Source organism: Streptomyces sp. 2323.1, from assembly GCF_900221035.1.
GTDB lineage: Bacteria > Actinomycetota > Actinomycetes > Streptomycetales > Streptomycetaceae > Streptomyces > Streptomyces sioyaensis.
In genome coordinates, this window is sequence record NZ_LT907981.1 from 3,890,658 (window position 1) to 3,913,178 (window position 22,521).

Consider the following 22,521-nt stretch of genomic DNA (forward strand, 5'->3'; position numbering starts at 1 on the left):
CCCGGCCACCGGACCCTGCGGAAGGGCACGACCTGCGGCTTTGGCGGCGCTGTGGGTTATCCACAAAGTTATCCACAGGCCCGGTTCTCGACCTGTGGGTAAGTCGACATGCGAACCGGACACAGTCGACAAATCGCCCTACTGACCGCACTTCACTCCACAGCACCCCACGTCGGACAGCGTCAGCACAATTCAGGTGATCAATCCTTTAGGGCGAGGCAATCCCACACGAAAGAGTGCGTGAACGGGGTTTGTACTGGGAATCCATAGCTGAGCATTTCGGGAGCGGAATGAACTGCTCCGACTTCCACAGATCTCACACACAGGCTGTGGATAACAATCCAGAAACCCCCAGCACCTGTGGACAACCGAGGGAATCCCGGGGGATAACAGCGCTCCGGGCCCCCACCCGGCACCCACCCGAGGCCCCGCTCAACTACCGCTCCCCACGCAGTGGATCACAGGCACCCAGGCCGCCGAACCCCTCACCCCGGACGCCGCGAAAACCGCACCGGCCACCTCCGCACCCCGGAATGCGCACGCCTTTTCCGTCGCTTTCCTCCCCCCACCCCTAAGCGGAATAAACACCCCAAAACGGACAAAGTGCCGCGCCGTGGAATATCGCGTCGAGTGACGCGGTGTGGCCCCGGTAGCCTGGGGGTGTGATTGACCTTCGCCTGCTCCGTGAGGACCCCGACCGTGTGCGCGCATCCCAGCGCGCCCGTGGAGAGGACGTCGAGCTCGTCGACGCGCTTCTCTCCGCCGACGAGCGGCGCAGGTCGTCCAGCGTCCGCTTCGACGAGCTGCGCGCCGAGCAGAAGTCGCTCGGCAAGCTCATCCCCAAGGCCTCCGGCGACGAGAAGGCCGCGCTGCTGAAGAAGGCCGGTGAGCTGTCCGCCGCCGTCAAGGCCGCCGACGCCGCCCAGGACGAGGCCAAGGAAGAGACCCAGCAGCTGCTGCTGAAGCTCGGCAACCTCGTCCACCCCGACGTACCGGTCGGCGGCGAGGAGGACTTCACGGTCCTGGAGACGCACGGCACGATCCGCGACTTCGCCGCCGAGGGCTTCGAGCCCAAGGACCACCTGGAGATCGGCGAGCTGCTCGGCGCCATCGACGTCGAGCGCGGCGCCAAGGTCTCCGGCTCCCGCTTCTACTACCTCACGGGCGTCGGCGCGCTGCTGGAGCTCGCCCTCGTCAACGCCGCCATTGCGCAGGCCACCGCGGCCGGCTTCACGCCGATGCTGACCCCCGCCCTGGTGCGCCCGCGCGCCATGGAGGGCACCGGCTTCCTCGGCCAGGCCGCGGAGAACGTCTACCACCTGGAGAAGGACGACTACTACCTGGTCGGCACCTCCGAGGTCCCGCTCGCCGCGTACCACATGGACGAGATCGTCGACGCGGCCAAGCTGCCGCTGCGCTACGCCGGTTTCTCGCCGTGCTTCCGCCGCGAGGCCGGCACCTACGGCAAGGACACCCGCGGCATCTTCCGGGTCCACCAGTTCGACAAGGTCGAGATGTTCTCCTACGTCACGCCGGAGGACGCGCAGGCCGAGCACCAGCGGCTGCTGGACTGGGAGAAGCAGTGGCTGACCGGTCTGGAGCTGCCCTTCCAGGTGATCGACGTCGCCACCGGTGACCTCGGCGCCTCCGCCTCCCGCAAGTTCGACTGCGAGGCGTGGATCCCCACCCAGGGCAAGTACCGCGAGCTGACCTCGGCGTCGAACTGCGACGAGTTCCAGGCCCGCCGGCTCTCGGTCCGGATGCGCGAGAACGTCGACGGCAAGCAGAAGGTCTCGCCGCTGGCGACCCTGAACGGCACGCTCTGCGCCGTACCGCGCACCATCGTGGCGATCTTCGAGAACCACCAGCAGGCGGACGGCTCGGTGCGCGTCCCCGAGGTGCTCCGTCCCTACCTGGGCGGCCGCGAGATCCTGGAGCCCGTCGCCAAGTGAGCGCAGTTGCTCCGCCGCCCTACAAGCTCATCGCGACGGATCTCGACGGGACGCTGCTGCGCCACGACGAGACCGTCTCCGAGCGCACCCGCCAGGCGCTCGCCGCGGCCACCGCGGCGGGCGCGGCGCACATCGTCGTCACCGGCCGGGCCGTGCCCTGGACCCGGCACATCCTCGACGCCCTGGAGTACAAGGGCCTTGCGGTGTGCGGCCAGGGCGGGCAGGTCTACCACGCCGGTGAGCACCGGCTGCTGACGTCGGTGACGCTGGACCGCCAGCTGGCCGGTCTGGCGCTGTCCAAGATCGAGGCGGAGACCGGTCCGCTGTATCTGGCGGCGAGCCGGGACGGCCTGGAGGGCGAGGTGCTGGTCGGCCCCGGCTACCGCGTCCAGGAGGGCCCGCTGCCGAACGTCCTGCTGGACGACCCCGGCGAGCTGTGGACGGCCCCGCTCAACAAGGTCTACATCCAGCACCCGACCCTGGACGACGATGCGCTGGCACTGGCCGCGCGTCAGGTCGCCGGGGATCTGGTGGGGGTGACGGTGGCCGGCGAGGGCATCGTCGAACTGCTGCCGCTGGGCCTGTCGAAGGCCACCGGCCTGTCGCTGGCCGCCCGCCGGCTGGGAGTCACCGCCAAGGAGACCCTGGCCTTCGGCGATATGCCCAACGACATCCCGATGTTCGCCTGGTCCGCACACGGCGTGGCGATGGCCAATGCCCACGACGAGCTGAAGGCCGTCGCGCACGAACTCACCGCCTCCAACGAGGAGGACGGCGTCGCGGTGGTGCTGGAGCGGCTCTACCTCTCCTGACCGCCCGGCTTCTCCTGCCTGCCGGGCCTGTCCTGACCGCCCGGCCTGTCCTGGCCACCCGGCCTGTCCTGACCGCCCGGCGGATCGGACTCCGCGGGAGGCCGTCCGTCCGGTTCGGCGGACTCCGGCCCCTGTGCCGGGTCCGGCGGCGACGTCTCGGCGGCCGCCGCCGGAGTCAGCGGCCAGGCCGCAAAGCCCATGGTCAGCGCGATGGCATGGCCGAAGTCGGTGAAGGTCGCACCGGTCACCAGCGGAATACCGAAGAAGACCAGCACCCCGCCGAAGTACACGTAGCGCCAGGGCGCCCGCAGCCGGTACGTCAGCACCCCGGCGGCCGCCGCCAGCCCGTACGAGACGCCGATGTCCACCACATGGGTCATCGACCGCGGCAGCCGGTGCCCCTCGATGGCCAGCAGCACGAGTTCCTGGCTGGCGAGGGTGGCGGCGATATGCGCACCGCCGACGGTCAGCAGCCACCGCGCGGTCCCCGTCCAGCGCTCCACGTTGGCGTGCAGCAGCTCGAACATCACCACGTACAGCAGGAAGGACTCGGGGCGCTCGATCCAGAACCCGCTGATCAGCAACGACGGCAGCGGATGCTCGTTCAGCTCGTGGATGTTGCTGCTGGTGCGATGGACGAGGAACTGCCCCAGCCCCTCGGAGGCAGAGGCGATGACCAGGCTGGTGACGCCGATGACCAACAGCCAGATATGCGTACCGGGACTGCTGCGGACCCACTCCCTCACCCAGAACACGGGATTGCGGGGAAGCTTCCGGAGACCGGGGCGGGGTGGCTCCATGAGGGGGGCCATCAGCGGCGGGCTCGGGGGGTGGGGGTGGACGGCACGGTGACGGCACGGGCGAAGGCCACCGCGGGGTGTGCCGCCAGGGCCTCGCCGGTGGCGACGAGTTCGGCGGGCGGCGTACGGATGTCGAGCCGGAGCGCCCGCGCCGGCCCGCGCTCGGGGGCACCGAAACCGGTGCGGACGCCGCGGAGATGGCCGATGGCTCCCCCGCGGACCGTTCGGTCAGGCTTCCCGTCGATTTTCACCATTCGAGGCTAGCGCGTGGCGGATTGCACCGCCGGGGGCGAGAGGCCGGAAGCAACGGGCGCGCGGACCCCAGGACGAGGGGGGCCGGGAAAAGGACGCCCGTCCGTGCTCAGACCCGAACCACCGGCTCCTGGAGTTCGGTGACCCATTTTTCCTGGTCGGGTGGGCACTCCAGGTAGAGCTCGCGGGCGTAGCCGGCGGAGCGGTAGCCGTTGGCGTCGATCCAGTGGGCGAGGTTCTGGGCGGTCGGCAGGATGCGGCTCATCGGGCCGCGGTGGACCACCGTGGCGGCGCAGTCGAGGCCGGGGAGGGTGACGATCGCGAAGCCGGGACCGTCGGCGCCGGCCGTCACGGCGCTGCCGTCGGCCGGGAGACCGGCCTTGTCGAGGGCTTCCTGGGTGATCACCATCCCGGCGTGGACGACGATGGCTTCATTGCCGGGGGCCGCCGTGGTGCCGCTGTCTGGCCCGGCGCTCCGCTCGTCGGCTTCCGTGGGCGGCTCGCTTCCCGCTGCGGTCGCCGGTGCGTCCTCGTAGTACGCCAGCCCAGGTCCCGCCGAGGTCACCCCGGCCGTCTCCAGGCGTCGGCACAGCTCGGTGTAGAGCGGCTGGATGACCGGCCCGATGTCCTCGGGCCCGTAACTGGCCGCGATTCCGGTCAGCTCCGCGAGCAGGACCGTTCCGGTGCGCTTGACCACCACATCGTCGGCAGACATGCGTCCCTCACTCTCGATCGTCCGGAGCCTCGCCTCGACCTGGGCCAGTCGTGCACCCGCCGCCGTCAGCGCCGCTTCCAGCTCCGCGCGCCGCAGCCGCAGCATGCCGCGCAGTTCCGGCACGCTCACCTCCTCGGCCAGGATCGCCCCCACCTGCTGGAGGCTGAAGCCGAGGTCCTTGAGCGCGATGATGCGGTTGAGCCGGGCGAGCTGGGCCGCTTCGTAGTAGCGGTAGCCGCTGTCGGGGTCGGTACGGGCCGGGCGCAGCAGCCCGAGCGCGTCGTAATGACGCAGCATGCGGGCCGACACACGGCCGTACCTGGCGAAATCTCCGATGGTGAACATGACGCCTTCCAGTGGAGTGCTTTCCACAGTGTCAAGGTCAAGGGGGGTGGTCCAGCAGGGCGAGGCATCCTCGCCAGGCCGCCGGGCCGCGCCTGCCGGCGGTTCCCCTGCGTCACCGCCGTCCCACAACCGGCCACCGGGCGGCAGCATCGCGTCAAGTAGGGCCTGTAACCCGTCAATGACGCGTCAGTGACCGGCCGGATACCCCGGATCCCGGGCATAGCGTCAGAGCCGAGCCCCGGCATGCGCGCTTCCCCCGGTCCGGGGCCGCTGTTCTGTACGAGGAGCAACGCCGTGTCCCACCCCCTGTACGCGGAAGATCCCGAGCCTGTCGAACCCGTCCCGGCCGGGCTGCTGTGCGTCCCTGTCCGGTCGGGCCCCGCGGGCTGCACGGCCCGCCTGTTCCGCACTCCGCTCGGCGGCCGTACCGCCGTCGGCTTCACCTCACCCCAGCGGCTCGCCGCCGTCCTCGGCGGCGGCCAGCCGTGGGTCAGGCTCTCCGAGGCCGCGCTGCGGGCGCTGGCCGAACCCGTCGGCGCGACGGTGCTGACCGTCGATCCGAGGTTCGTCCCCGACGTGTCCCGCGGGCACCACCTACGGGCCGTCTGAGGGAGGCAACTGCCATGAGTCACCACACCTTGCCCCCGATCGCTCGGGAGACCGTCGGTGCGCCGGCGGCCACCGGCGTGACCGTCCCGCCGCACGCCGCCCCGCCGCACACCACTTCCCGGCCGCCGTCCGCCAGCGGGCCGCCGTCCGACAACGGGCCGTCGGTCGAAGGGCCGTCCGTCGAAGGGCCGTTGTCCGTCTGGCCCGGGTCCACGACGCCGCTCGGCCATGACGACCTCGCCGTGGGCGGCGTCCCGCTCACCGAGGTTGCCGACCGGTTCGGCACCCCCACCTACGTCCTGGACGAGGACGAGATACGCCGGCGCTGCCGCGCCTACCTGCGGGCCTTCCCCGACACCGAGGTCTACTACGCGGCCAAGGCGTTCCTGTGCCGCGCCATGGTGCACTGGGTGCAGGAAGAGGGCCTGGGCCTGGACGTCTGCTCCGCCGGCGAACTGGAACTGGCCGTCACCACCGGCTTTCCGCCCGAGCGGATGGTGCTGCACGGCAACGCCAAGAGCCCGGCCGATCTGCGCGCCGCACTGCGGCTCGGCGTCGGCCGGATCGCCCTCGACAACACCTCGGAGATCGCCCGGCTGGCCGCCGCGGTCCCGGCGGGCGGCCGGCAGAAGGTACTGATCCGGGTCGTGCCGGGGATCGCCGCCGGCGGGCACGCCAAGATCCGGACCGGGACCGACGACCAGAAGTTCGGACTGTCGATCGCCGACGGCTCCGCCCAGCACGCCATCGCCCGGGTGCTCAGCCAGCCACGCCTCGAACTGGTCGGACTGCACTGCCACTTGGGCTCGCAGATCACCACCGTCAAGCCGTATCTGTCGGCCGTACGACGGCTGATCGGCCTGCTGGCCCGGATCCGCGAGCAGCACGGCAGCACCCTGCCCGAGCTGAACCTCGGCGGCGGCCACGGCGTCGCCTACCGCCCTGGTGAACCGGCGCTCGATCTCGCCTCCCTCGGCGCCAGGATCCGCGCGGAGCTGGCCGGCGGCTGCGCGGCGGCCGGTCTGCCGGTGCCCCGGCTCGCCGTCGAACCCGGCCGCGCCATCGCGGGTCCGGCCGGTGTCGTCCTCTACCGGGTGCTGTCGGTCAAACGGACCGGCGGCCACACCTTCGTGGCCGTGGACGGCGGGATGAGCGACAACCCGCGGCCCGCGCTGTACGGGGTGCGCTATGCGCCGCGGCTGGTGGGGCGCGATGCGGCGGCCGCTACGGAACCGGTCACCGTCGTCGGACGGCACTGCGAGGCGGGGGATGTGCTCGCCGCGGATGTGCCGCTGCCCGCCGATGTCCGGCCCGGCGATCTGCTGGCCGTCCCCGTCGCCGGCGCGTACCAGCTCTCGATGGCCTCCGGCTACAACCTCGTCGGGCGGCCTCCGGTCGTCGCCGTCACCGCAGGACATGCCCGCCTGCTTGTACGCCGCGAATCCCTGGCGGACATCCAGGAGCGGGATATCGGGCTGTGAGGGGGGGTGGGGGCGAGGGGACCACGTAGAGGCCCCTCGCCCCTGCCTCCACCAGGGGTTTTCCTTGCCCGTACCGCTTCCGTGTACGATGAAAACGTCAGTTGTAGGATGACAGGGCAACTGGTCGCGCCGCCCGGAGGTGGCGCCGGAGAGCATCGACACGGACGGAACGGCCATGGCACTGCAGGCAGCGGGACGGCGCTCACTCGTGGACACCGTCGTCGACGCCCTGCGGGCCCAACTCGCCGCCGGGGAGTGGCCGGTGGGGTCCCGTATCCCCACCGAGCATGCGCTCGCCGAACAGCTCCAGGTCGGCCGGAACACCGTCCGCGAGGCGGTGCGGGTGCTCGTACACGCCGGGATGCTGCGCTCACGGCAGGGCGAGGGCACCTTCGTCGTGTCCACGGCCGACCCCGGCGACATCATGCGCGGCGTCCAACGTGCCGGCATCCGCGACGTCTTGGAGCTGCGGATCGCGCTGGAGGCGGAGGCCGCCCGGCTGGCCGCGCTGCGCCATGAGCCCGCCGATCTCGCACGGATGCGGGCGGCGCTGGACGCCCAGGCCGGCCTCGCCGACGCGGAGGGCCGGCCGCACGCCGACAGCCTGGAGCTCTACGCCGATCACGACATCGCCTTCCACAAGGCCGTCGTCGAGGCCGCGCACAACACCGCGCTGACGGCCACCTACGGCTGGTTCAGCAGCTCGGTGCGGGAGGCGCTGGTCAGCGCGCTGGACGACCGGGCGATGCCGAAGGTCGTGCACGGTGATCACCGCGCGGTCATGGACGCGATCGCGGCGGGCGATCCGGAGGCCGCCGAGCGGGCCACCCGCGCCCTGCTGGAGAAGCCGATGCGGGCGGTGGAAGCCCTGCTGTCCGCCCGCTGAGGGCTGCGCATTCGGGCGATACAGCAGGAATTCGGGTGGCACAGCAGGAATTTGGCGGCACAGCGCCTCAGGTATCCGGGCTGCACATCAGGCCTTCGGGCTGTGCACAAGGCTTCGTCGCTTTTCGCCGCGCTCTGCTGCCGCGGCGCTTCGGATGTCTGTGCCAGGGGGCGGAGAAGCCACACAAGCGGAGGAGAGGAACAGAGCATGCCGAGCACACCCGAGCGGGGAACCGCGGTGATCGACGCCGAGGAGGATCTGGTCACGACACCGCCGGTCGCCCTGGCCCGCCGCCGGCTGCGGGCCCACCCCGCCCTGCTCCTGGCCGGGATCGTGCTCGCCGCGCTCAACATGCGGGCGGCGCTGGCCGGTGTCTCCCCGCTGCTCGGTGAGATCGGCCGGCACTTCCGGCTGAACGCGACCGCCGGCAGCCTGGTGACGACCATCCCGCTGATCTTCATGGGCCTCGGCTCGCTCGTCGCGCCGAAGCTGGCGCGGCGCTGGGGCACGGAGGCGGTGCTGTGCGGGGCGCTGGTGGCGCTGTGCGGCGGCATCGTGCTGCGGATCGCCCCGCCGGTGGTCGCGCTGTTCGCCGGGTGTGCGGTGGTGGGCTCCGCCATAGCCCTGCTGAACGTGCTGATGCCGGGGCTGATCAAGCGGGACTTCCCGGAGCGGGCCGCGGGCATGACGGCGCTGTACTCGACCGCGATGATCCTGGGAGCGACCACCTCGGCCGCCACCGCGGTCCCGCTGGAGCATGCGCTCGGCGGCTGGCAGGGTTCGCTGGTCTCCTGGTCGCTGCTGGCCGCCGTCGCCGTGGTCGTCTGGATCCCGCAGGTCCTGATCGCCCGGCGGGGCAGCCGGCACGGCGCCGCCGCGGCCACCCCGGTGCAGCACGGCGCGGCCGGGCCGAAGTTGAGCCGTTCGCCGCTGGCCTGGCAGGTCACGCTCTTCATGGGCTCGCAGTCGCTGATCGCGTACGTGAGCATCGCCTGGATGCCGACGATCTTCACCGACCACGGCATGGGCAAGGGCGAGGCGGGCCTGGTCTTCGCCTTCAGCACGCTGTTGCAGATGGCGGGTTCGTTCGTGGTGCCGATGCTCGCGGGGCGGATGCGGCGGCAGCGTCTGCTGGGGGTGGCGGTGTCCGCGCTGATGGCCTGCGGCGTCGCCGGTCTGCTGCTGGCACCGGTGGCCGGCGCCTGGTTGTGGGCGGCGCTGCTCGGCGTCGGGCAGGGCGGTGCGCTGGGACTGGCCCTGACGATGATGGTGCTGCGCTCCGGCGACGCCCACACCGCCGCCCGGCTCTCCGGCATGGCCCAGACCGGCGGCTACCTCCTCGCAGCCGCCGGCCCCCTGGTCCTCGGTGCCGTCCACCAGGCCACCGGCGGCTGGACCGTCCCCCTGGTGCTGCTGCTCGCCGTCTGCGCCGGCCTGGCACTGCTGGGCACGGGCGCGGGCCGGGACCGGCGGATCGGGGAGGAGAGCGGGAAGTAACGCATACGGGGAGGGGAGTGGGGAGTCGCGTAGAGCGGGGAGTGGCGCATACAGGGAGGTAGCGGGGCGCGGGGGACGACGAGGCCGGGGCCCTCCGACGTCGCGTTACGGGGTCGCCACTTCGCGGTCAGGAAGGTGACCTACCGTGCCCCCCATGAGCGACGTTCAGCACACCGTTCGCCGGCCGCGGGCTTCCCGTCGTGGCCGGCTCCTTCTTGTGGCCGGGGTGTCCGTCCTGCTCGTCCTCGGGGTGCTGCTCCTGGCGTGGTGGCTGCGCGAGCGGCAGGCCGAGCGGAGCCTGACCGTCCCGGAGGGGCAGCGGGCCGGCCAGATCTATGCCGCCGCGGACAAGGCGCTGAAGCTGCCCGCGGGCTCCACGGCGAAGGCCGCCAAGCGCGCGCACCTCAAGCTGCCGGACGACGCCCAGGGCAATCCGGAGGGCTATCTCTACCCGGCGACCTATCCGGTCAGCTCGGACACCACCCCGGCGTCGCTGCTGTCCTACATGGCCACCACCGCCGGACGGCACCTCGCCGACGACGGCATCTCCTCCTACCGGACGGTGGTCATCGCCAGCATCGTGCAGGCCGAGGCGGACCGCCCGGCCGATATGGGCAAGGTCGCCCGGGTCATCACCAACCGGCTCGCCCACCACATGCCGCTGCAGATGGATTCGACGCTCAATTACGCGCTGCACCGCAGCACGCTCCACACCAGCCATGCCGACACCCGGCTCCACAGCCCGTACAACACCTACCGGAACCAGGGCCTGCCGCCGACGCCGATCGACAGTCCCGGGGCGGACGCGCTGAAGGCGGCCGGGGCGCCGCCCGCCGGTGACTGGCTCTACTTCGTCACCGTCACCCCGGGCGACACCCGCTTCACGGCCGACTACCAGGAGCATCTGAGGAACGTGCAGGAGTTCAACGACCGGCAGCGGAGCGCGGCGAGGGGTGGTGGCGCGGCCCAGGGGCGGTCGTCACAGTGATCTTGGGTGGTGGCTCAGGGCGGGGCAGCTGAGTTCTGACGCGGCCGGCCCGCCCGGGAGGCGCCGCGTGAACGCACTTGCTTCAAGTGCACTCGAACGGACAGATCCGCACGGTCGAACTGGGCACCGGCGGCCCGCTCGTCGGTGTCCAGGGCTTCGGCGCCATGGGCATCAGCGCCGCCTACGGGGAGACGGACGGCGCGACGGCCCGCGACACCCTGGCGGCCACCGTCGAGGCGGGCGTCACCCTGATCGACACCGCCGACATGTACGGCGCCGGAGCCAACGAGGAGTTCCTCGCGCCGTTCGTCGCCGCGCACCGCGACGAGATCACCCTGGCCACCAAGTTCGGTTTCGAGTACCGCCGACGACCCCGGCCACCGGGCCATCCGCAACGCTCCCGACTACATCAAAAGGGCCGTCGAGGCGAGCCTGCGCCGGCTGAACGTCGAGGTCATCGACCTCTACTACATGCACCGCCGCGACCCCGCCGTCCCGCTCGCCGAGTCCGTCGGCACCATGGGCGAACTGGTGCGGGAGGGCAAGATCAAACACCTCGGCCTGAGCGAGGTCACCGGGGCCGAGCTGCGCGAGGCGTACGCCGTGCACCCCATCGCCGCCGTGCAGTCGGAGTGGTCGCTCTTCAGCCGGGACGTCGAGCGCAGCGCGGTGGGCGCGGCCGCGGCGCTCGGGGTCGCCTTCGTGGCGTACTCGCCGCTCGGCCGGTTCACATTGACCGCCGAAGAGCTGGCGCTGCTGGAGCCGATCGCCGGCCGGGTAGCGGGCGACCGGTACTCGGACATGTCGCTCACGTCTGTGGGCCGGGAGTCGTAGGGCCTGTCCGGTGGAGCGTGGCCGGGTCCGCGATGCGTCGGCAGGCTCGCGGGGCGGCATGGACGGTTTTCCGCCCTGCCGCCCCGGGGGCCCGGCCGTCCGGAGGGCGTTACTCCTCGCCCGCCAGGGTGAGCGCCTTCAGCCGGCGGCCGGCGTACCAGGTGGCGACGGCCGTGAGGCCGACCAGCAGGCAGATGGCGACGGGCAGTTGGACGTCCGAGGTGATCGCGCCGTCCGCGGCCACCCGCTGGCCGATGGCCAGCGCCCACTGCTGGACGCTGAGGGTCTTCGCGCCCGGGATGAGCGTGCCCATGAGGGCTTCCCAGACCAGGGCGTAGACCAGGCCGAAGACCACGGCGTGCCGGGTGATCGTGCCGAAGAGGAGGAAGAGGGCGCTGTAGGCGACCGAGGCGATCGCCGCCGCCACCGCGTACCCCACGGCCATCTGCTGGCTGTTGCCGTTGAGGAGGAAGCCGGCGAACAGGACGGGCAGGGCGGAGAAGGCGACCGTGACACCGATCGCGACGAAGAGTTTGGTGAAGATGATCGTCGACCGGGGCACCGGCTTCGCCAGGAGGTAGACCACCGAGCCGTCGTCGATCTCCGGGCCTATCGCGCCCGTACCGGCGATGACGCCGATCAGCGGCACCATCGTGCCCAGCGCGAAGCCGCCCAGGATGCCGCCGGCGGTGGAGTCGTCCGCGTTGGCCAGCGCACGGACGGCGATGGCGAGCACCACCAGCAGGGTGGGCAGGGCGAAGAGGATCAGGGCCCGCCGCCGGCCGAGCAGGGCGCGGTAGGTGAGGCGGGCGACGGTCGGGTGGAACAGTGCGGCCTTGGGCGCACGCGGGGGCGCGGGCGGGGCCGCCGGGGTGGTCGTGGACATGCGTCAGGGCTCCTTTCCGGCCTCAGGCCGCTACGAGGTAGGAGAAGACGGATTCCAGCGACTCGTCGGAGGGGGAGACCGTCAGCAGGCGGATGCCGTGGTCACGGGCGACCCGCGGCAGGAGTTCGGTGAAGCGCCCGAAGTCGACCGCCTGGACACGCAGGGCGCCTTCGGCGAGATCCACCTCGATCCCGGCCGTCGAGGGGTCGGCGATCAGGGCACCGGCCAGCGCCCGGTCGTTGTCGGACCGGACGAGGTAGCGGTGCGGGCGGTCCGTCATCAGCCGGCGGATCTTGCGGAAGTCGCCGGACGCGGCGTGCCGTCCGGCCACCACCACCTCGATGTGCGAGGCGAGTTGCTCGACCTCTTCGAGGATGTGCGAGGAGAACAGGACCGTACGGCCCTGGTCGCCCATCTGCCGCAGCAACTCCATCAGCTGCATCCGCTGGCGCGGGTCCATGCCGTTGAACGGCTCGTCGAGCAGCAGCACGGACGGGTCGTGCACCAGCGCGGAGGCCATCTTCACCCGCTGCCGCATGCCCTTGCTGTAGGTCGAGATCTTGCGGTCCTGGGCGTACTCCATCTCGACGGTGGCCAGCGCCCTGGCCGCCTCCGCCCGGCCCAGGCCGTGCAACTCGGCGTTGGCGAGGACGAATTCGCGTCCCGTGAGGAAGTCGTACATCGCCTCGCGCTCCGGGACGATGCCGATGTGGCGGTAGATGCCGGCGTTGCGCCAGATCGTCGTGCCGTCGAGGGTGACGGATCCGTTGGAGGGGGCGAGGAAGCCGCCCATCATGTTGATCAGGGTGGACTTGCCGGCGCCGTTGGGGCCGAGCAGGCCGGTCACGCCGGGGCCGATGGTCATCGTGATGTCGTTGACGGCGACGACGTTGCCGAACCAGCGCGAGACATGGTCGATGGAGAGATGCGTCATGGGCGCGGCCCATTCCTTCGGAGGGTCGTGAGGGGGCTGGGGGCGCCGCCCGGCAGCAGCCGGCGGCGGGCGGGCGTCACAGGCCGGCCTTCCGGTAGCGGCGCAGCAGCAGGGCATAGCAGCCGGCGATGACCGAGAGCGTGACGAGGAGATAGACCAGCCCGATGCCGGTCGAGGGGGTCACGTTGTCGGGGAAGGAGCTGGTGCCGCCGAGGAACACCGACTGCACCCCGTCGATCAGGGTGATCGGGGAGAACAGCCCCAGCCAGCCGACGGCGGACTCATTGCCCTGGACGTAGGCGATCCCCTGGAGGGCGCTCACCGCGCCGTACGGAATGGTGAGGACGGCGATCACGGCGGCGACACCGAAACCGCGGCGCGGGGTGGCCGCGGAGACGACCAGGCCTATCCCGGCGAACAGCAGGGAGAGCAGCACCACGGAGACCAGTCCCTGGGCCAGCCCCTTGGTCTGGTCGACGAAGTCCATCTTCGCCAGCAGCGCTCCGACATAGAGGACCAGCAGGGGGGCGGTGGTGAGGGCGAACAGGGCGGCCGACAGGGCCGCGAACTTCGACGCCACGTAGTCGCCCCGCTCGATGGGGCGGGAGAAGTACAGCGGTATGGACCGGAAGCGCAGATCGCGGGAGACCGACTGCGGGGCCTGGGACGCCAGGTAGAGACCGATGACGGCCTGGAGGTAGACGGCGTAGCCGGTGTAGCCGACCGGGAGTTTTGCGGCCTTGGTGAACACCGCCACCGCGACCATGATCGCGGCGGGCAGGCACATCACGGCGAAGAGCAGCATCGGCAGCACCTTGCTCTTGGCCGAACGGCCCAGACCGTAGGCGCCGCGCAGGCTCTGCGAGAAGAGCGAACGGCGGGCATAAGCGCGGCCCAGGCGGGGGCCGTCGTAGTGGCGGTAGCCGATGTTGTGGATATAGGCGCTGCCCGGCGCGCCGGATACGGACGTCGCGGACTCGGACGTCATGGGCTCAGGCGACATCGTGGGCGCCTCCGTCCTGGGTGGCATACAGGGCGCGCGGGGCGCCGGCGGGGGCGGGGGTGGCCTGCGCCGCGTCCGCGTCACGGAAGACCTCGGCGATCTGGTGGCGGCGCTGTTCCATCCGGACCAGGCCGAGCCCGAGCCCGGCGACGGTGTCCCGCACCAGGTCGTAGGTCTCCTCGCCGGCCGCCTCGACGTACAGGAGGTGGCCGGAGGACGCGAGGCTCTCGGCGCCGCCGGCTGCGGTGGTCACCGTGACGCCGGCGCCTTCCAGGGCCGCGCGCAGTGCTCCGGTGCCGTCCGGGTGGGCGTCGGTGTCCGTGACCTCGATCGCCAGCGAGGCCGTGACCTGCGTGAACTCATCGGTGGAGGAGGAGCGCAGCAGTTTGCCGCCGTCGATGACGACGACGTGGTCACAGGTGCGCTCCAGCTCGCCGAGGAGGTGGGAGGTCACCAGGACGGAGATCCCGAAGTCGCGGTGGACGCGCTGGATCAGACCGAGCATCTCGTCCCGCCCGGCGGGATCAAGCCCGTTGGTGGGCTCGTCGAGGAACACCAGCTGGGGGTCGTGGACCAGTGCCTGAGCCAGCTTCACCCGCTGCTTCATGCCCGTCGAATAGCCTCCGATGGGGCGGTATCGCTCCTCGTAGAGACCGACGTGGCGCAGGGTGTCCGCGGTGCGCTCGCGGGCGGCGGTCGGCGGCAGGCCGGACATCCGGGCCATGTGCACGACGAATTCGGTGGCCGAGACGTCCGGCGGCAGGCAGTCGTGCTCGGGCATGTAGCCGACCCGCTCACGGATGGTGCTGCCGTCCTTGGTCACGTCCAGGCCGAGGACATGCGCACTCCCTTCGGTGGCCGGTGCAAGTCCCAGAAGGATCTTGATCAGGGTGGACTTGCCGGCACCGTTGGCACCCACCAGGCCCGTTACGCCGGGGGCGATGTCAACGGAGAGCCGGTCCAAGGCGGTCACCCGCGGGAACCGCTTGCTCAGGCTTTCGGTCACGATCACAGTCACGGCATCGACGGTAGTGGCGTCCGCCACATTGGTCGTCAACCCAGACGATGGGATGTTCCTCCCCCTGCGGTAGTACGTGCCCGTAGGGGTCTCCTTCTGTGAGCTGCCCCGGCCTCAGGGGCGCGGGGACCGTGCGCCCGCCCCCTCTTGACGCAGCCGCCGGTCATTGTCACATTCATCGGTGTCAAGTTACGAGCACGTACCGCGATGCACTGCTCAGGGACGGGACGGTTGGCGATGGCCTCAGGCACCACAGCGACCTCACCAGGAGCCGGAGAACTCAGCGCCGGGCTAAGGGGGTTCAGAGAGGTCCAGCGGCTCGCCTATGCCTGCGCGGAGGCGGTGGCCGCACAGCTCAGGCCCGGGGTCACCGAGCGGACGGCGGCGCGGATGCAGCGCGAGTGGCTGCGCGAGCGCGGCGTACGGGACTGGTTCCATCTGCCGTTCGCGTGGTTCGGCGACCGCACCGCCTTCGTCAACTTCCGCGTGCCGCTGCAGTTCTTCCCCACCAATCGTGCGCTGGATCCCGGGATGCCCTTCATCCTCGACATGGCACCGGTCCACCGGGGATTCACCGCCGATATCGGCTACTCGGGCTGTCTGGGCCTCAACCCCGTGCACGACCGGCTGCTCGCCGATCTCGGAGCACATCGGGAGCTGATCCTGCGCGAGGTGCGCGAGCGGCGGTCGCTGCGGGAGATCTACGAGGACGTCGACCGGCTGATGGTGCGGCAGGGCTATGCCAACCGCCACCGTGCCTACCCCTTCGGCGTGATCGCGCACAAGATCGACCGGGTCGGGCAGCGCCGCTGGTCGCCCACCCTCTTCGGGTTCGGCATCCACGCCCTCAAGGGCCTCGCCTCCGATGCGCTGCGCGGCCACCGTGCCGGCTGGTCCCCGCTGTGGAGCCCGTACACCTTCTCCGACCACCCGCCGGCGCCGGGGCTGTGGGCGGTCGAACCCCACCTCGGATTCCGGGGTACGGGCGCGAAGTTCGAGGAAATCCTGGTCGTCACGGACTCGCGGGACCCGCAGGAGAGCGCCTTTTGGCTGGACGACGATCTGCCGCATGTGCGGCGCGGGCGGGAGGAGAAGGCGGCGTGAACAGGGAACGTGGAGGGGAGCAGGGGGATGGACCTGGGCGGGAGCAGGGGCATGGGCAGGAACAGGGGAATGGGCGGGGAAAGTGGGGCGGGCGACGGGCGGCGGCCTGGGGGCAGGGGTTGAGCCAGGGGGACGGGGCCGGGGGCTTGGCCGGTGCGGGCGACGGGACCGGAGCCGGGGGCAGGGCCGGGGCCGGGGCCGGGGCCGGGGATGATGCGGGCGACGGGACCGGGGCCGGGGCCGGGATCGTGGGGGCGCGGGAGCGTTGGGTGCGGACCGGCGGGATCGAGCTGTGTGTCGCGGAGCTGGGGGATGCGGAACAACCCACGGTGCTGCTGGTGCACGGCTATCCCGACAGCAAGGAGGTGTGGTCCGAGGTCGCCCGCGGCCTGGCCGACCGCTTCCATGTGGTGCTCTACGACGTCCGGGGCTGCGGCCGGTCCACCGCCCCACGGCCGCTGCGGGGCGGCTTCACCCTGGAAAAGCTGACGGACGACTTCCTGGCCGTCGCCGACGCCGTCAGCCCCGGCCGCCCGGTCCATCTCGTCGGCCACGACTGGGGCTCCGTACAGGGCTGGGAGTTCGCCACCGTGCGGCGTACGGAGGGCCGGATCGCCTCCTTCACCTCCCTGTCGGGCCCCTCCCTGGACCACTTCGGCCACTGGATCAAGAAGCGGATGACGCGCCCCACCCCCCGGCGCGCCGCCCAACTGCTCCATCAGAGCGCCAAGTCCTGGTACGTCGGCATGCTGCACACCCCCGTGCTGCCCGAGCTGGCGTGGAGGGGCCCGCTCGGCAAGCACTGGCCGCGGATCCTGGAGCGGATGGAGAAGGTGCCGGGCGGGGACTACCCCACCGCCTCGCTGCCGAGGGATGCGGCTCACGGCGCCTGGCTCTACCGCGACAATGTGCTCCCCCGGCTCCGCCGCCCGCGCAGCGACGCCTATGCGCACTGCCCGGTCCAGCTGATCACCCCAACCGGCGACGCCTTCCTCTCCGAGCGGCTCTATGACGACCTGGAGGAGTGGGCGCCCCAGCTGGTGCGCCGCACCCTCCCGGCCAAGCACTGGGTCCCGCGCACGCGCCCCGACCAGCTCGTCTCCTGGATCGGTGGGTTCGTCACCGCCAAGGAAGAGGGTGATCCGGCGAAGCGGGTCGTGACGTCCGGCCCGCACGCCGACCGGTTCGGCGGGCAGCTGGTGCTGGTGACCGGCGCGGCCAGCGGCATCGGCCGGGCGACCGCGTTCGCCTTCGCGGAGGCCGGCGCGCGGATCATCGCCGTCGACCGGGACGCCGAGGGCGCGGCACGGACCGCGGACATGTCCCGGCTGATCGGCGCACCCGAGGCCTGGGCGGAGGTGGTCGATGTCGCGGACGAGACGGCGATGGAGAAGCTGGCCGACCGGGTCGACGCGGAGTACGGCACCGTCGATGTGCTGGTGAACAACGCCGGCATCGGGCTGGCCGGTTCCTTCCTGCAGACCACCACCGAGGACTGGAAGAAGGTCCTGGACGTCAACCTCTGGGGGGTCATCCACGGCTGCCGGATCTTCGGCAGGCGGATGGCGGACCGCGGGCAGGGCGGCCACATCGTCAACACCGCCTCGGCCGCCGCCTTCCTGCCGTCGAAGCTGCTGCCCGCCTACAGCACCTCCAAGGCGGCCGTCCTGATGCTCAGCGAGTGTCTGCGCGCCGAACTGGCAGAGCAGGGAATCGGCGTCACAGCCATCTGCCCCGGGCTGGTCAACAATGCCATCACGAACACCGCCCGCTTCACCGGAGTCCCGGCCGAGGAGGAGAAGCGCCGCCAGGACTCCGCCGCACGGAGGTACCGGATGCGCAACTACCCGCCGGAGAAGGTCGCCGACGCCATCCTGCGTGCGGTGGTCCACAACCAGGCGGTGGTGCCGGTCACCCCCGAAGCACGCGGCGCCCGTCTGCTGTCCCGCTTCGCCCCGCGCGTACTGCGCGCCTTTGCCCGCTACGAGCCCCGGCTGTAGCGCCATACGGGACCCGGCTGGAGCGCCGGGCACCCGTCGGGGATCCGCCGGCCGGGCGCCAGTCGGGTATCCGCCGGCCTGGCACCCGTCGGGGATCCGCCGCACACGGCACGCCTCCCGGGCCGGCCGGAGCAGCTTCCGCCCGTGCCGGGGCCCTGGCGCCCCGGCACCCCGCCCAGAACCGGAGAACCGCGCACCTCAGGAGCCGCGCATGAGCACCCCGCACCTCCCGTCGCACCTCCAGGAGCCCCACCCGATCGCGCCTCGCCGGGTCTCGTTCGACTGGCACGCCACACCCCTGCTGTGGATACCGGACGAGCCCACCGCCACCCACGTCATCAATGTGCTGCATCTGCTGCTGCCCGCCGGCGAACGATGGTTCGTCAAGGTCTTCAAGGAAGCCCTGCCGCTGGTCCGCGACGCGCAACTCCGCACGGACGTCAAGGGCTTCATGGGCCAGGAGGCCACCCACAGCGTCCAGCACTCCACCGTGCTCGACCACCTGGCCCACCAGGGCCTGGACACCACTCCTTACACCCGGCGCATCGACTTCCTCTTCGCCCGCCTCCTGGGCGAGCAGCCGCCCTTCGGCATCCCGGTCACCGGCCAGGAGTGGCTGCGCTTCCGGCTCTCCCTGATTGCCGCCATCGAGCAGTTCACCGCGGTGCTCGGCGACTGGGTGCTGGACGCCGAGGGCCTCGACCGCGCCGGACCCGACCCGGTCATGCTCGACCTGCTGCGCTGGCACGGTGCCGAGGAGGTCGAGCACCGCGCGGTCGCCTTCGACATGTACCAGCACACCGGCGGTGAGGACCCCGGTCGTTATCTCCGCCGTGCCCTGGGCATGGCCGTGACCGCCCCCGTGCTGCTCTACCTCTGGGGCTGGGGCGCGGCCTACCTCCTGCGGCACGACCCGCAGCTCGCCGCCCGCTCCCGCTACTCCCTGCGCGCCCACAACCAGGCCGTCCGCAAAGGGCTGCTGCCCACCTGGCGTGAGCTGGGAGCGGCGATACCGCGGTATCTGCGGCGGTCGTACCATCCCTCGCAGGAAGGGTCGCTGCGCACGGCCGTCGCCTATCTGGCGTCCTCCCCGGCCGCGCGGGCCGCGGCGGGTGCGGTGGGCCGAGCGGCCCTCTCGTAACGCGCGGCCATGGGTGAGGAGCAACCGTAGTGACCGAGCAGCCGCCGCCGGCCGAATATCGCATCGAGGACCTGGCTCACCTCAGCGGCGCCACGGTCCGCACCATCCGTGCCTATCAGGACCGCGGGCTGCTCCCCCGCCCGGAACGCCGGGGCCGGGCCAATGTCTACGGCGAGGCCCATCTGACCCGGCTGCGCCAGATAGCCGGTCTGCTCGACCGCGGCTACACCCTGGCCAGCATCAAGGAACTCCTCCAGGCCTGGGACGCGGGCCTCGACCTCGGCGGGGTTCTGGGCCTGGTCGCCGAGATCGACGGGCCGTGGACCGACGAGGAGCCCTCCCACCTCTCCCGCGCCGAACTGGACGCCGCCTTCGGGGGCACCTCCGACGAGACGGCGATCGCCGAGGCGGTCGCACTGGGCGTCCTGGAACGGGTCCCCGGCCGGGACGACGAGTTCCTGGTCCCCAGCCCGCAGGAACTCGCCGTCGCCGCCGAACTGCACTCGGCCGGCGTCCCGCTCCGGGCGATCTCCGGTCATCTGCGGGAGGTGCGCGGCCAGGTCGAGCACATCGCCGCCCGCTTCCTGGACTTCACCACCGAGCACGTCTTCCAGCCGTTCCTGGACCATCCGCCCACCGGGGCCGAGGCAGCGGAGGCCGCCGCCCTGGTACGCCGGCTGCGCCCCCTCGCCCAGCAGACCATCGACGCCGAACTCGCCCGCGCCATGCGCACCCTGGCCACCCGGTACCTGCGCCATCACCTCAGCGACGCCCGGCCCGCGGAGACGCGAAGGCCGTCCGAAGTGGTGGCAGCCGTCGAGCCGGTCTCGGACCCCCGTCCCGAGACCGGTCCGGCGGCAGTTTGCGAGGAGGTGCTGCTCCCCGCCGACGCCGTACGGGCCGTACGGGCTCTGGTGGGCCCGGAGAACGCAGCCGCCTTCATCGCCGCCGCCGCACATCGGGAGGTCCAGGCCCGCACGATGGACGCCCTGGCGGCGGGTGGAAGCGGGTCCGAACCGGCATGCGGAAGCAGGCCCGCACCGTCGGGCGAAACCGGGCCCGCATCGGCGGGTGGAAGCAGGCATGCACCGGCGGGCGCGGCGGCCAGTACGGCCGGCGGCCGCCGGGCGGACGGCCTGTCCGCCGAGGAGGACGACCAGGGCCACCCGGACCGGCGGCCCTGAACCCCGCCCGCAGCAAGAGCCCCGGCCGCGCTCCCGTACCGCCCGCATCCCGCCCAGCCCGTCGTATCCCTTTTGAGTTGTCAAAGTTCAGGCAGGCGCGGCCCCACCGCAGCCTTCAGTGGCGTCAACTGGCAGGATCCGGAAGCCAGTTGCCATGGAATCCGTAGGGCACTCGCTGGGGGAGATGGACCGTGGCGACCGGGTCGGCGGATATGTCCTCCGTGTCGAGTACGACGAGATCGCTGGAGTCGGTGGACGCGTCGTAGACATAGGTGATCAGCCAGCCGGGCCCTCCCGGGCGGTCATCGGCCGGGGCGAAGACCGCCTCGCCCGGAGTGCGCCCCGGACCGAAGTCGTGCCGGACGACCGCACCCGTCCGCAGGTCGTAGCGGAGCAGGGCGCCGGGTATCGGGCCGCTGCCCGGCAGCTCTGCGGTGGTGGCGTGACCGAAGTGGGCCGGTTGCCCGGCTTGGCGGTCATCCACCCTGGGGAACTCACAGAAGCGGTCGTCGAGTTGTTCCTCGGCGACGGTGCCGGTGGCGAGATCGATCGTCCAGCGCCAGAGATGGGCCGGGCTCGCGCCGCCGAATTCGGCGTAGCGGGCCACATGGAGAACGATGCGCTGGTCGCCCTCGTCGTGAGCGTTCAGGGCATGGAAGACATAGCAGGGGTCGATGGGCAGCCAACGAACCTCGCCATGGGGATCGTCGCGGCGCAGCACACCGAGCCGGGCACCGTACTCCGGGTCCCAGCGGTACGGCATGCCAGGGTGGCTGCGGTCGAAGACCACCGGGAGGTCCATGAAGACGACATGGCTCGCGGTGAGATGGAAGTCGTGCATCATCGTCGGCCCCGGAACATCGATGGGGCGGCTGAGCACCAACTCCCCTGAGGCATCGGCACGGTGGTAGGTGAGATAGGGCGGGGTGGGGCCGCCGTATCCGAAGAAGTGCAGCTCACCCGTCACCGGGCAGGTCTTGGGGTGGGCGGTCATGGCGGTGGTGAGCCGGCCCCCGAAGTCATAGGCGCCGTTGGTCTCCAGCTCATGGCCGGGGCGGCAGTCGATCTCGTAGGGGAAGGACGCTCGACCAGGGCGAGGGTGCGTCCGGCATGGCGGACGACATGGGTGTTGGCCACGCCCGCCGCCAGATTCCGGCGGCCCTGTGCGTCCACCGCCGGCGCGCCCTCGGTGAAGGTGGAGGTGCGCACCCAGCGGTTGCGGTAGGAGACCGCCCGGCCGCCCTCCAGACGCAGGCCGTGGACCATGCCGTCGCCGAAGAACCAGTGCGGGCTGGCGGCGTCCCGCGGGTTGGGGCCGTTGCGCAGGAACCAGCCGGTGAGCTCGGGCGGGATCGTGCCCGTGACCGGGAGGTCGTAGGCGGTCAGCTCATCCGTCACCGGGGCGAAGTTGCCGGCCATGTGCGGTGCGGGAGCGTCGGATGCGGATGCGGTGGTCGGGGATGTGGTGGTCATGAGGCCAGGCCTCCCTGGATGTCGGCCCGCGTGCCGGACTCCTGCATGAAGCGGGCCCGGGCCCGTTCCGGATAGGCGGCGGTGAAGCGGGCGGGAAGGATGAATCCGGCGATCTGGATGAGGATCGAGAGGGCCACGCTCCACCCAAGGGCGGAGACGACGGTCTGGGCGATCGCGGTGAGAGTGAAGGACAGCGCCCAGGCGGCGGTGAGCACGACATTGATACGGCGGAACAGCGGAGTCTCCCAGACCTCCGGCGGAGCCATCCGGCGCGCGATCCCCAGCGTGAAGGGCCGCCGCACGGCTATCGACACCCAGGCGATCAGCGCCAGCCAGCCCATCGAGAGGGCGCTGCCGTAGCTCTTGAGGCCGCTGTCGGGCTGGAGGAAGGCCAGCATTCCGAGGGCTGCGAAGAACACGAGCGTGCCGTACTCCAGGAGTCGGTAGTCGAGCGCGAGGCCCGCCGCACGGTCGGTGAGGAGCAGCACGACGGCACTCACCAGACCGGCGAGCGCACCCCACTGCCAGCCGGCCGAGGACACCCCCGCGAAGACCAGCCAAGGAATGAAGCTCCGCAGATAGTTCATGGTTCCCCCTCGTCACCGCA

General features: G+C 71.4%; 19 protein-coding genes and 2 pseudogenes. 12 read left to right on the forward strand and 9 right to left on the reverse strand.

The window, feature by feature from the left end; genetic code table 11:
• Positions 1-662: 662 nt before the first annotated feature.
• Both serS and CPH93_RS16500 read left to right on the forward strand, forming a co-directional pair.
• Positions 663-1,952 carry a serine--tRNA ligase gene (gene serS / locus CPH93_RS16495; RefSeq protein WP_093484230.1) on the forward strand — a complete coding sequence of 430 codons (1,290 nt, stop codon included), beginning with the start codon at positions 663-665 and terminating at the stop codon, positions 1,950-1,952.
• Positions 1,949-2,764 (forward strand): HAD family hydrolase, encoded by an 816-nt coding sequence (locus tag CPH93_RS16500; RefSeq protein WP_093484229.1) that lies wholly within the window; start codon positions 1,949-1,951, stop codon positions 2,762-2,764. Before serS ends, CPH93_RS16500 begins: the two co-directional genes overlap by 4 nt.
• Here the strand turns inward: CPH93_RS16500 and CPH93_RS16505 are convergent.
• From CPH93_RS16505 to CPH93_RS16515, 3 genes are all read right to left on the reverse strand, one after another.
• Positions 2,752-3,564 carry a rhomboid-like protein gene (locus CPH93_RS16505; protein WP_096215471.1) on the reverse strand — a complete coding sequence of 271 codons (813 nt, stop codon included), beginning with the start codon at positions 3,562-3,564 and terminating at the stop codon, positions 2,752-2,754. The two genes, CPH93_RS16500 and CPH93_RS16505, sit on opposite strands and share 13 nt — an antisense overlap.
• A gap of 11 nt (positions 3,565-3,575) precedes the next feature.
• Positions 3,576-3,818: a hypothetical protein gene (locus tag CPH93_RS16510; RefSeq protein ID WP_096213307.1), complete on the reverse strand. Its 243-nt coding sequence runs from the start codon at positions 3,816-3,818 to the stop codon at positions 3,576-3,578.
• Positions 3,819-3,925: 107 nt separating this feature from the next.
• Positions 3,926-4,876, reverse strand: coding sequence for a MerR family transcriptional regulator (locus CPH93_RS16515; RefSeq protein ID WP_096213308.1), 951 nt, complete (start codon positions 4,874-4,876; stop codon positions 3,926-3,928).
• A gap of 294 nt (positions 4,877-5,170) precedes the next feature.
• Between CPH93_RS16515 and CPH93_RS16520 the strand changes: the two genes are divergently transcribed.
• The 6 genes and pseudogenes from CPH93_RS16520 (at position 5,171) to CPH93_RS16545 (ending at position 11,171) form a co-directional block, all read left to right on the forward strand.
• Complete coding sequence (locus CPH93_RS16520; RefSeq protein WP_096213309.1) at positions 5,171-5,485, forward strand: SAV_915 family protein; 315 nt, start codon at positions 5,171-5,173, stop codon at positions 5,483-5,485.
• 14 nt (positions 5,486-5,499) lie between these two features.
• Positions 5,500-6,966 carry a diaminopimelate decarboxylase gene (lysA, locus tag CPH93_RS16525; protein ID WP_173909825.1) on the forward strand — a complete coding sequence of 489 codons (1,467 nt, stop codon included), beginning with the start codon at positions 5,500-5,502 and terminating at the stop codon, positions 6,964-6,966.
• A gap of 175 nt (positions 6,967-7,141) precedes the next feature.
• On the forward strand, positions 7,142-7,852 hold the full coding sequence (locus tag CPH93_RS16530; protein WP_096215473.1) for a FadR/GntR family transcriptional regulator: 711 nt from the start codon (positions 7,142-7,144) through the stop codon (positions 7,850-7,852).
• Positions 7,853-8,059: 207 nt separating this feature from the next.
• Positions 8,060-9,349 carry a CynX/NimT family MFS transporter gene (locus tag CPH93_RS16535; RefSeq protein WP_096213310.1) on the forward strand — a complete coding sequence of 430 codons (1,290 nt, stop codon included), beginning with the start codon at positions 8,060-8,062 and terminating at the stop codon, positions 9,347-9,349.
• A gap of 154 nt (positions 9,350-9,503) precedes the next feature.
• Entirely contained in the window at positions 9,504-10,337 is an 834-nt protein-coding gene (gene mltG, locus CPH93_RS16540) for an endolytic transglycosylase MltG (RefSeq protein WP_096213311.1), read from the forward strand.
• Between the two features lie 86 nt (positions 10,338-10,423).
• Positions 10,424-11,171: pseudogene (locus CPH93_RS16545) on the forward strand (aldo/keto reductase).
• 109 nt (positions 11,172-11,280) lie between these two features.
• Here the strand turns inward: CPH93_RS16545 and CPH93_RS16550 are convergent.
• The 4 genes from CPH93_RS16550 to CPH93_RS16565 all read right to left on the reverse strand — a co-directional run bounded on the left by CPH93_RS16550 (position 11,281) and on the right by CPH93_RS16565 (position 15,039).
• The gene (locus CPH93_RS16550) at positions 11,281-12,000 is read right to left on the reverse strand and encodes an ABC transporter permease subunit (RefSeq protein WP_162501025.1); all 720 of its coding nucleotides are present in this window, start codon (positions 11,998-12,000) and stop codon (positions 11,281-11,283) included.
• A 79-nt stretch (positions 12,001-12,079) separates the two neighbouring features.
• Positions 12,080-12,991, reverse strand: coding sequence for an ABC transporter ATP-binding protein (locus CPH93_RS16555; protein ID WP_096213312.1), 912 nt, complete (start codon positions 12,989-12,991; stop codon positions 12,080-12,082).
• Positions 12,992-13,067: 76 nt separating this feature from the next.
• The gene (locus CPH93_RS16560; protein WP_093484222.1) at positions 13,068-13,979 is read right to left on the reverse strand and encodes an ABC transporter permease subunit; all 912 of its coding nucleotides are present in this window, start codon (positions 13,977-13,979) and stop codon (positions 13,068-13,070) included.
• Positions 13,980-13,983: 4 nt separating this feature from the next.
• The gene (locus CPH93_RS16565) at positions 13,984-15,039 is read right to left on the reverse strand and encodes an ABC transporter ATP-binding protein (protein WP_096213313.1); all 1,056 of its coding nucleotides are present in this window, start codon (positions 15,037-15,039) and stop codon (positions 13,984-13,986) included.
• Positions 15,040-15,249: 210 nt separating this feature from the next.
• Here CPH93_RS16565 and CPH93_RS16570 point away from each other — a divergent pair, with 210 nt between their 5' ends.
• From CPH93_RS16570 to CPH93_RS16590, 4 genes are all read left to right on the forward strand, one after another.
• Positions 15,250-16,116 carry a M24 family metallopeptidase gene (locus CPH93_RS16570; RefSeq protein ID WP_096213314.1) on the forward strand — a complete coding sequence of 289 codons (867 nt, stop codon included), beginning with the start codon at positions 15,250-15,252 and terminating at the stop codon, positions 16,114-16,116.
• Positions 16,117-16,364: 248 nt separating this feature from the next.
• The gene (locus CPH93_RS16580; RefSeq protein ID WP_096215474.1) at positions 16,365-18,116 is read left to right on the forward strand and encodes an SDR family oxidoreductase; all 1,752 of its coding nucleotides are present in this window, start codon (positions 16,365-16,367) and stop codon (positions 18,114-18,116) included.
• 211 nt (positions 18,117-18,327) lie between these two features.
• Positions 18,328-19,257 carry a metal-dependent hydrolase gene (locus CPH93_RS16585; protein WP_096213315.1) on the forward strand — a complete coding sequence of 310 codons (930 nt, stop codon included), beginning with the start codon at positions 18,328-18,330 and terminating at the stop codon, positions 19,255-19,257.
• Between the two features lie 29 nt (positions 19,258-19,286).
• Positions 19,287-20,441: a MerR family transcriptional regulator gene (locus tag CPH93_RS16590; RefSeq protein WP_096213316.1), complete on the forward strand. Its 1,155-nt coding sequence runs from the start codon at positions 19,287-19,289 to the stop codon at positions 20,439-20,441.
• Positions 20,442-20,565: 124 nt separating this feature from the next.
• Here the strand turns inward: CPH93_RS16590 and CPH93_RS16595 are convergent.
• Both CPH93_RS16595 and CPH93_RS16600 read right to left on the reverse strand, forming a co-directional pair.
• Positions 20,566-21,914, reverse strand: a pseudogene (locus CPH93_RS16595) (carotenoid oxygenase family protein).
• Positions 21,911-22,501, reverse strand: a complete 591-nt coding sequence (locus tag CPH93_RS16600; RefSeq protein ID WP_093484216.1) for a hypothetical protein — start codon at positions 22,499-22,501, stop codon at positions 21,911-21,913. The pseudogene CPH93_RS16595 and the gene CPH93_RS16600 overlap by 4 nt, the downstream one beginning before the upstream one ends.
• Between the last annotated feature and the right edge of the window lie 20 nt (positions 22,502-22,521).

Bases quoted from the DNA above. Each gene is read 5' to 3' on its own strand.
- CPH93_RS16505 (WP_096215471.1), bottom strand. From the start codon at position 3,564: ATGGAGCCACCCCGCCCCGGTCTCCGGAAGCTTCCCCGCAATCCCGTG.
- CPH93_RS16510 (WP_096213307.1), bottom strand. From the start codon at position 3,818: ATGGTGAAAATCGACGGGAAGCCTGACCGAACGGTCCGCGGGGGAGCC.
- CPH93_RS16515 (WP_096213308.1), bottom strand. From the start codon at position 4,876: ATGTTCACCATCGGAGATTTCGCCAGGTACGGCCGTGTGTCGGCCCGC.
- lysA (WP_173909825.1), top strand. From the start codon at position 5,500: ATGAGTCACCACACCTTGCCCCCGATCGCTCGGGAGACCGTCGGTGCG.
- CPH93_RS16530 (WP_096215473.1), top strand. From the start codon at position 7,142: ATGGCACTGCAGGCAGCGGGACGGCGCTCACTCGTGGACACCGTCGTC.
- CPH93_RS16535 (WP_096213310.1), top strand. From the start codon at position 8,060: ATGCCGAGCACACCCGAGCGGGGAACCGCGGTGATCGACGCCGAGGAG.
- mltG (WP_096213311.1), top strand. From the start codon at position 9,504: ATGAGCGACGTTCAGCACACCGTTCGCCGGCCGCGGGCTTCCCGTCGT.
- CPH93_RS16555 (WP_096213312.1), bottom strand. From the start codon at position 12,991: ATGACGCATCTCTCCATCGACCATGTCTCGCGCTGGTTCGGCAACGTC.
- CPH93_RS16560 (WP_093484222.1), bottom strand. From the start codon at position 13,979: ATGACGTCCGAGTCCGCGACGTCCGTATCCGGCGCGCCGGGCAGCGCC.
- CPH93_RS16570 (WP_096213314.1), top strand. From the start codon at position 15,250: ATGGCCTCAGGCACCACAGCGACCTCACCAGGAGCCGGAGAACTCAGC.
- CPH93_RS16585 (WP_096213315.1), top strand. From the start codon at position 18,328: ATGAGCACCCCGCACCTCCCGTCGCACCTCCAGGAGCCCCACCCGATC.
- CPH93_RS16600 (WP_093484216.1), bottom strand. From the start codon at position 22,501: ATGAACTATCTGCGGAGCTTCATTCCTTGGCTGGTCTTCGCGGGGGTG.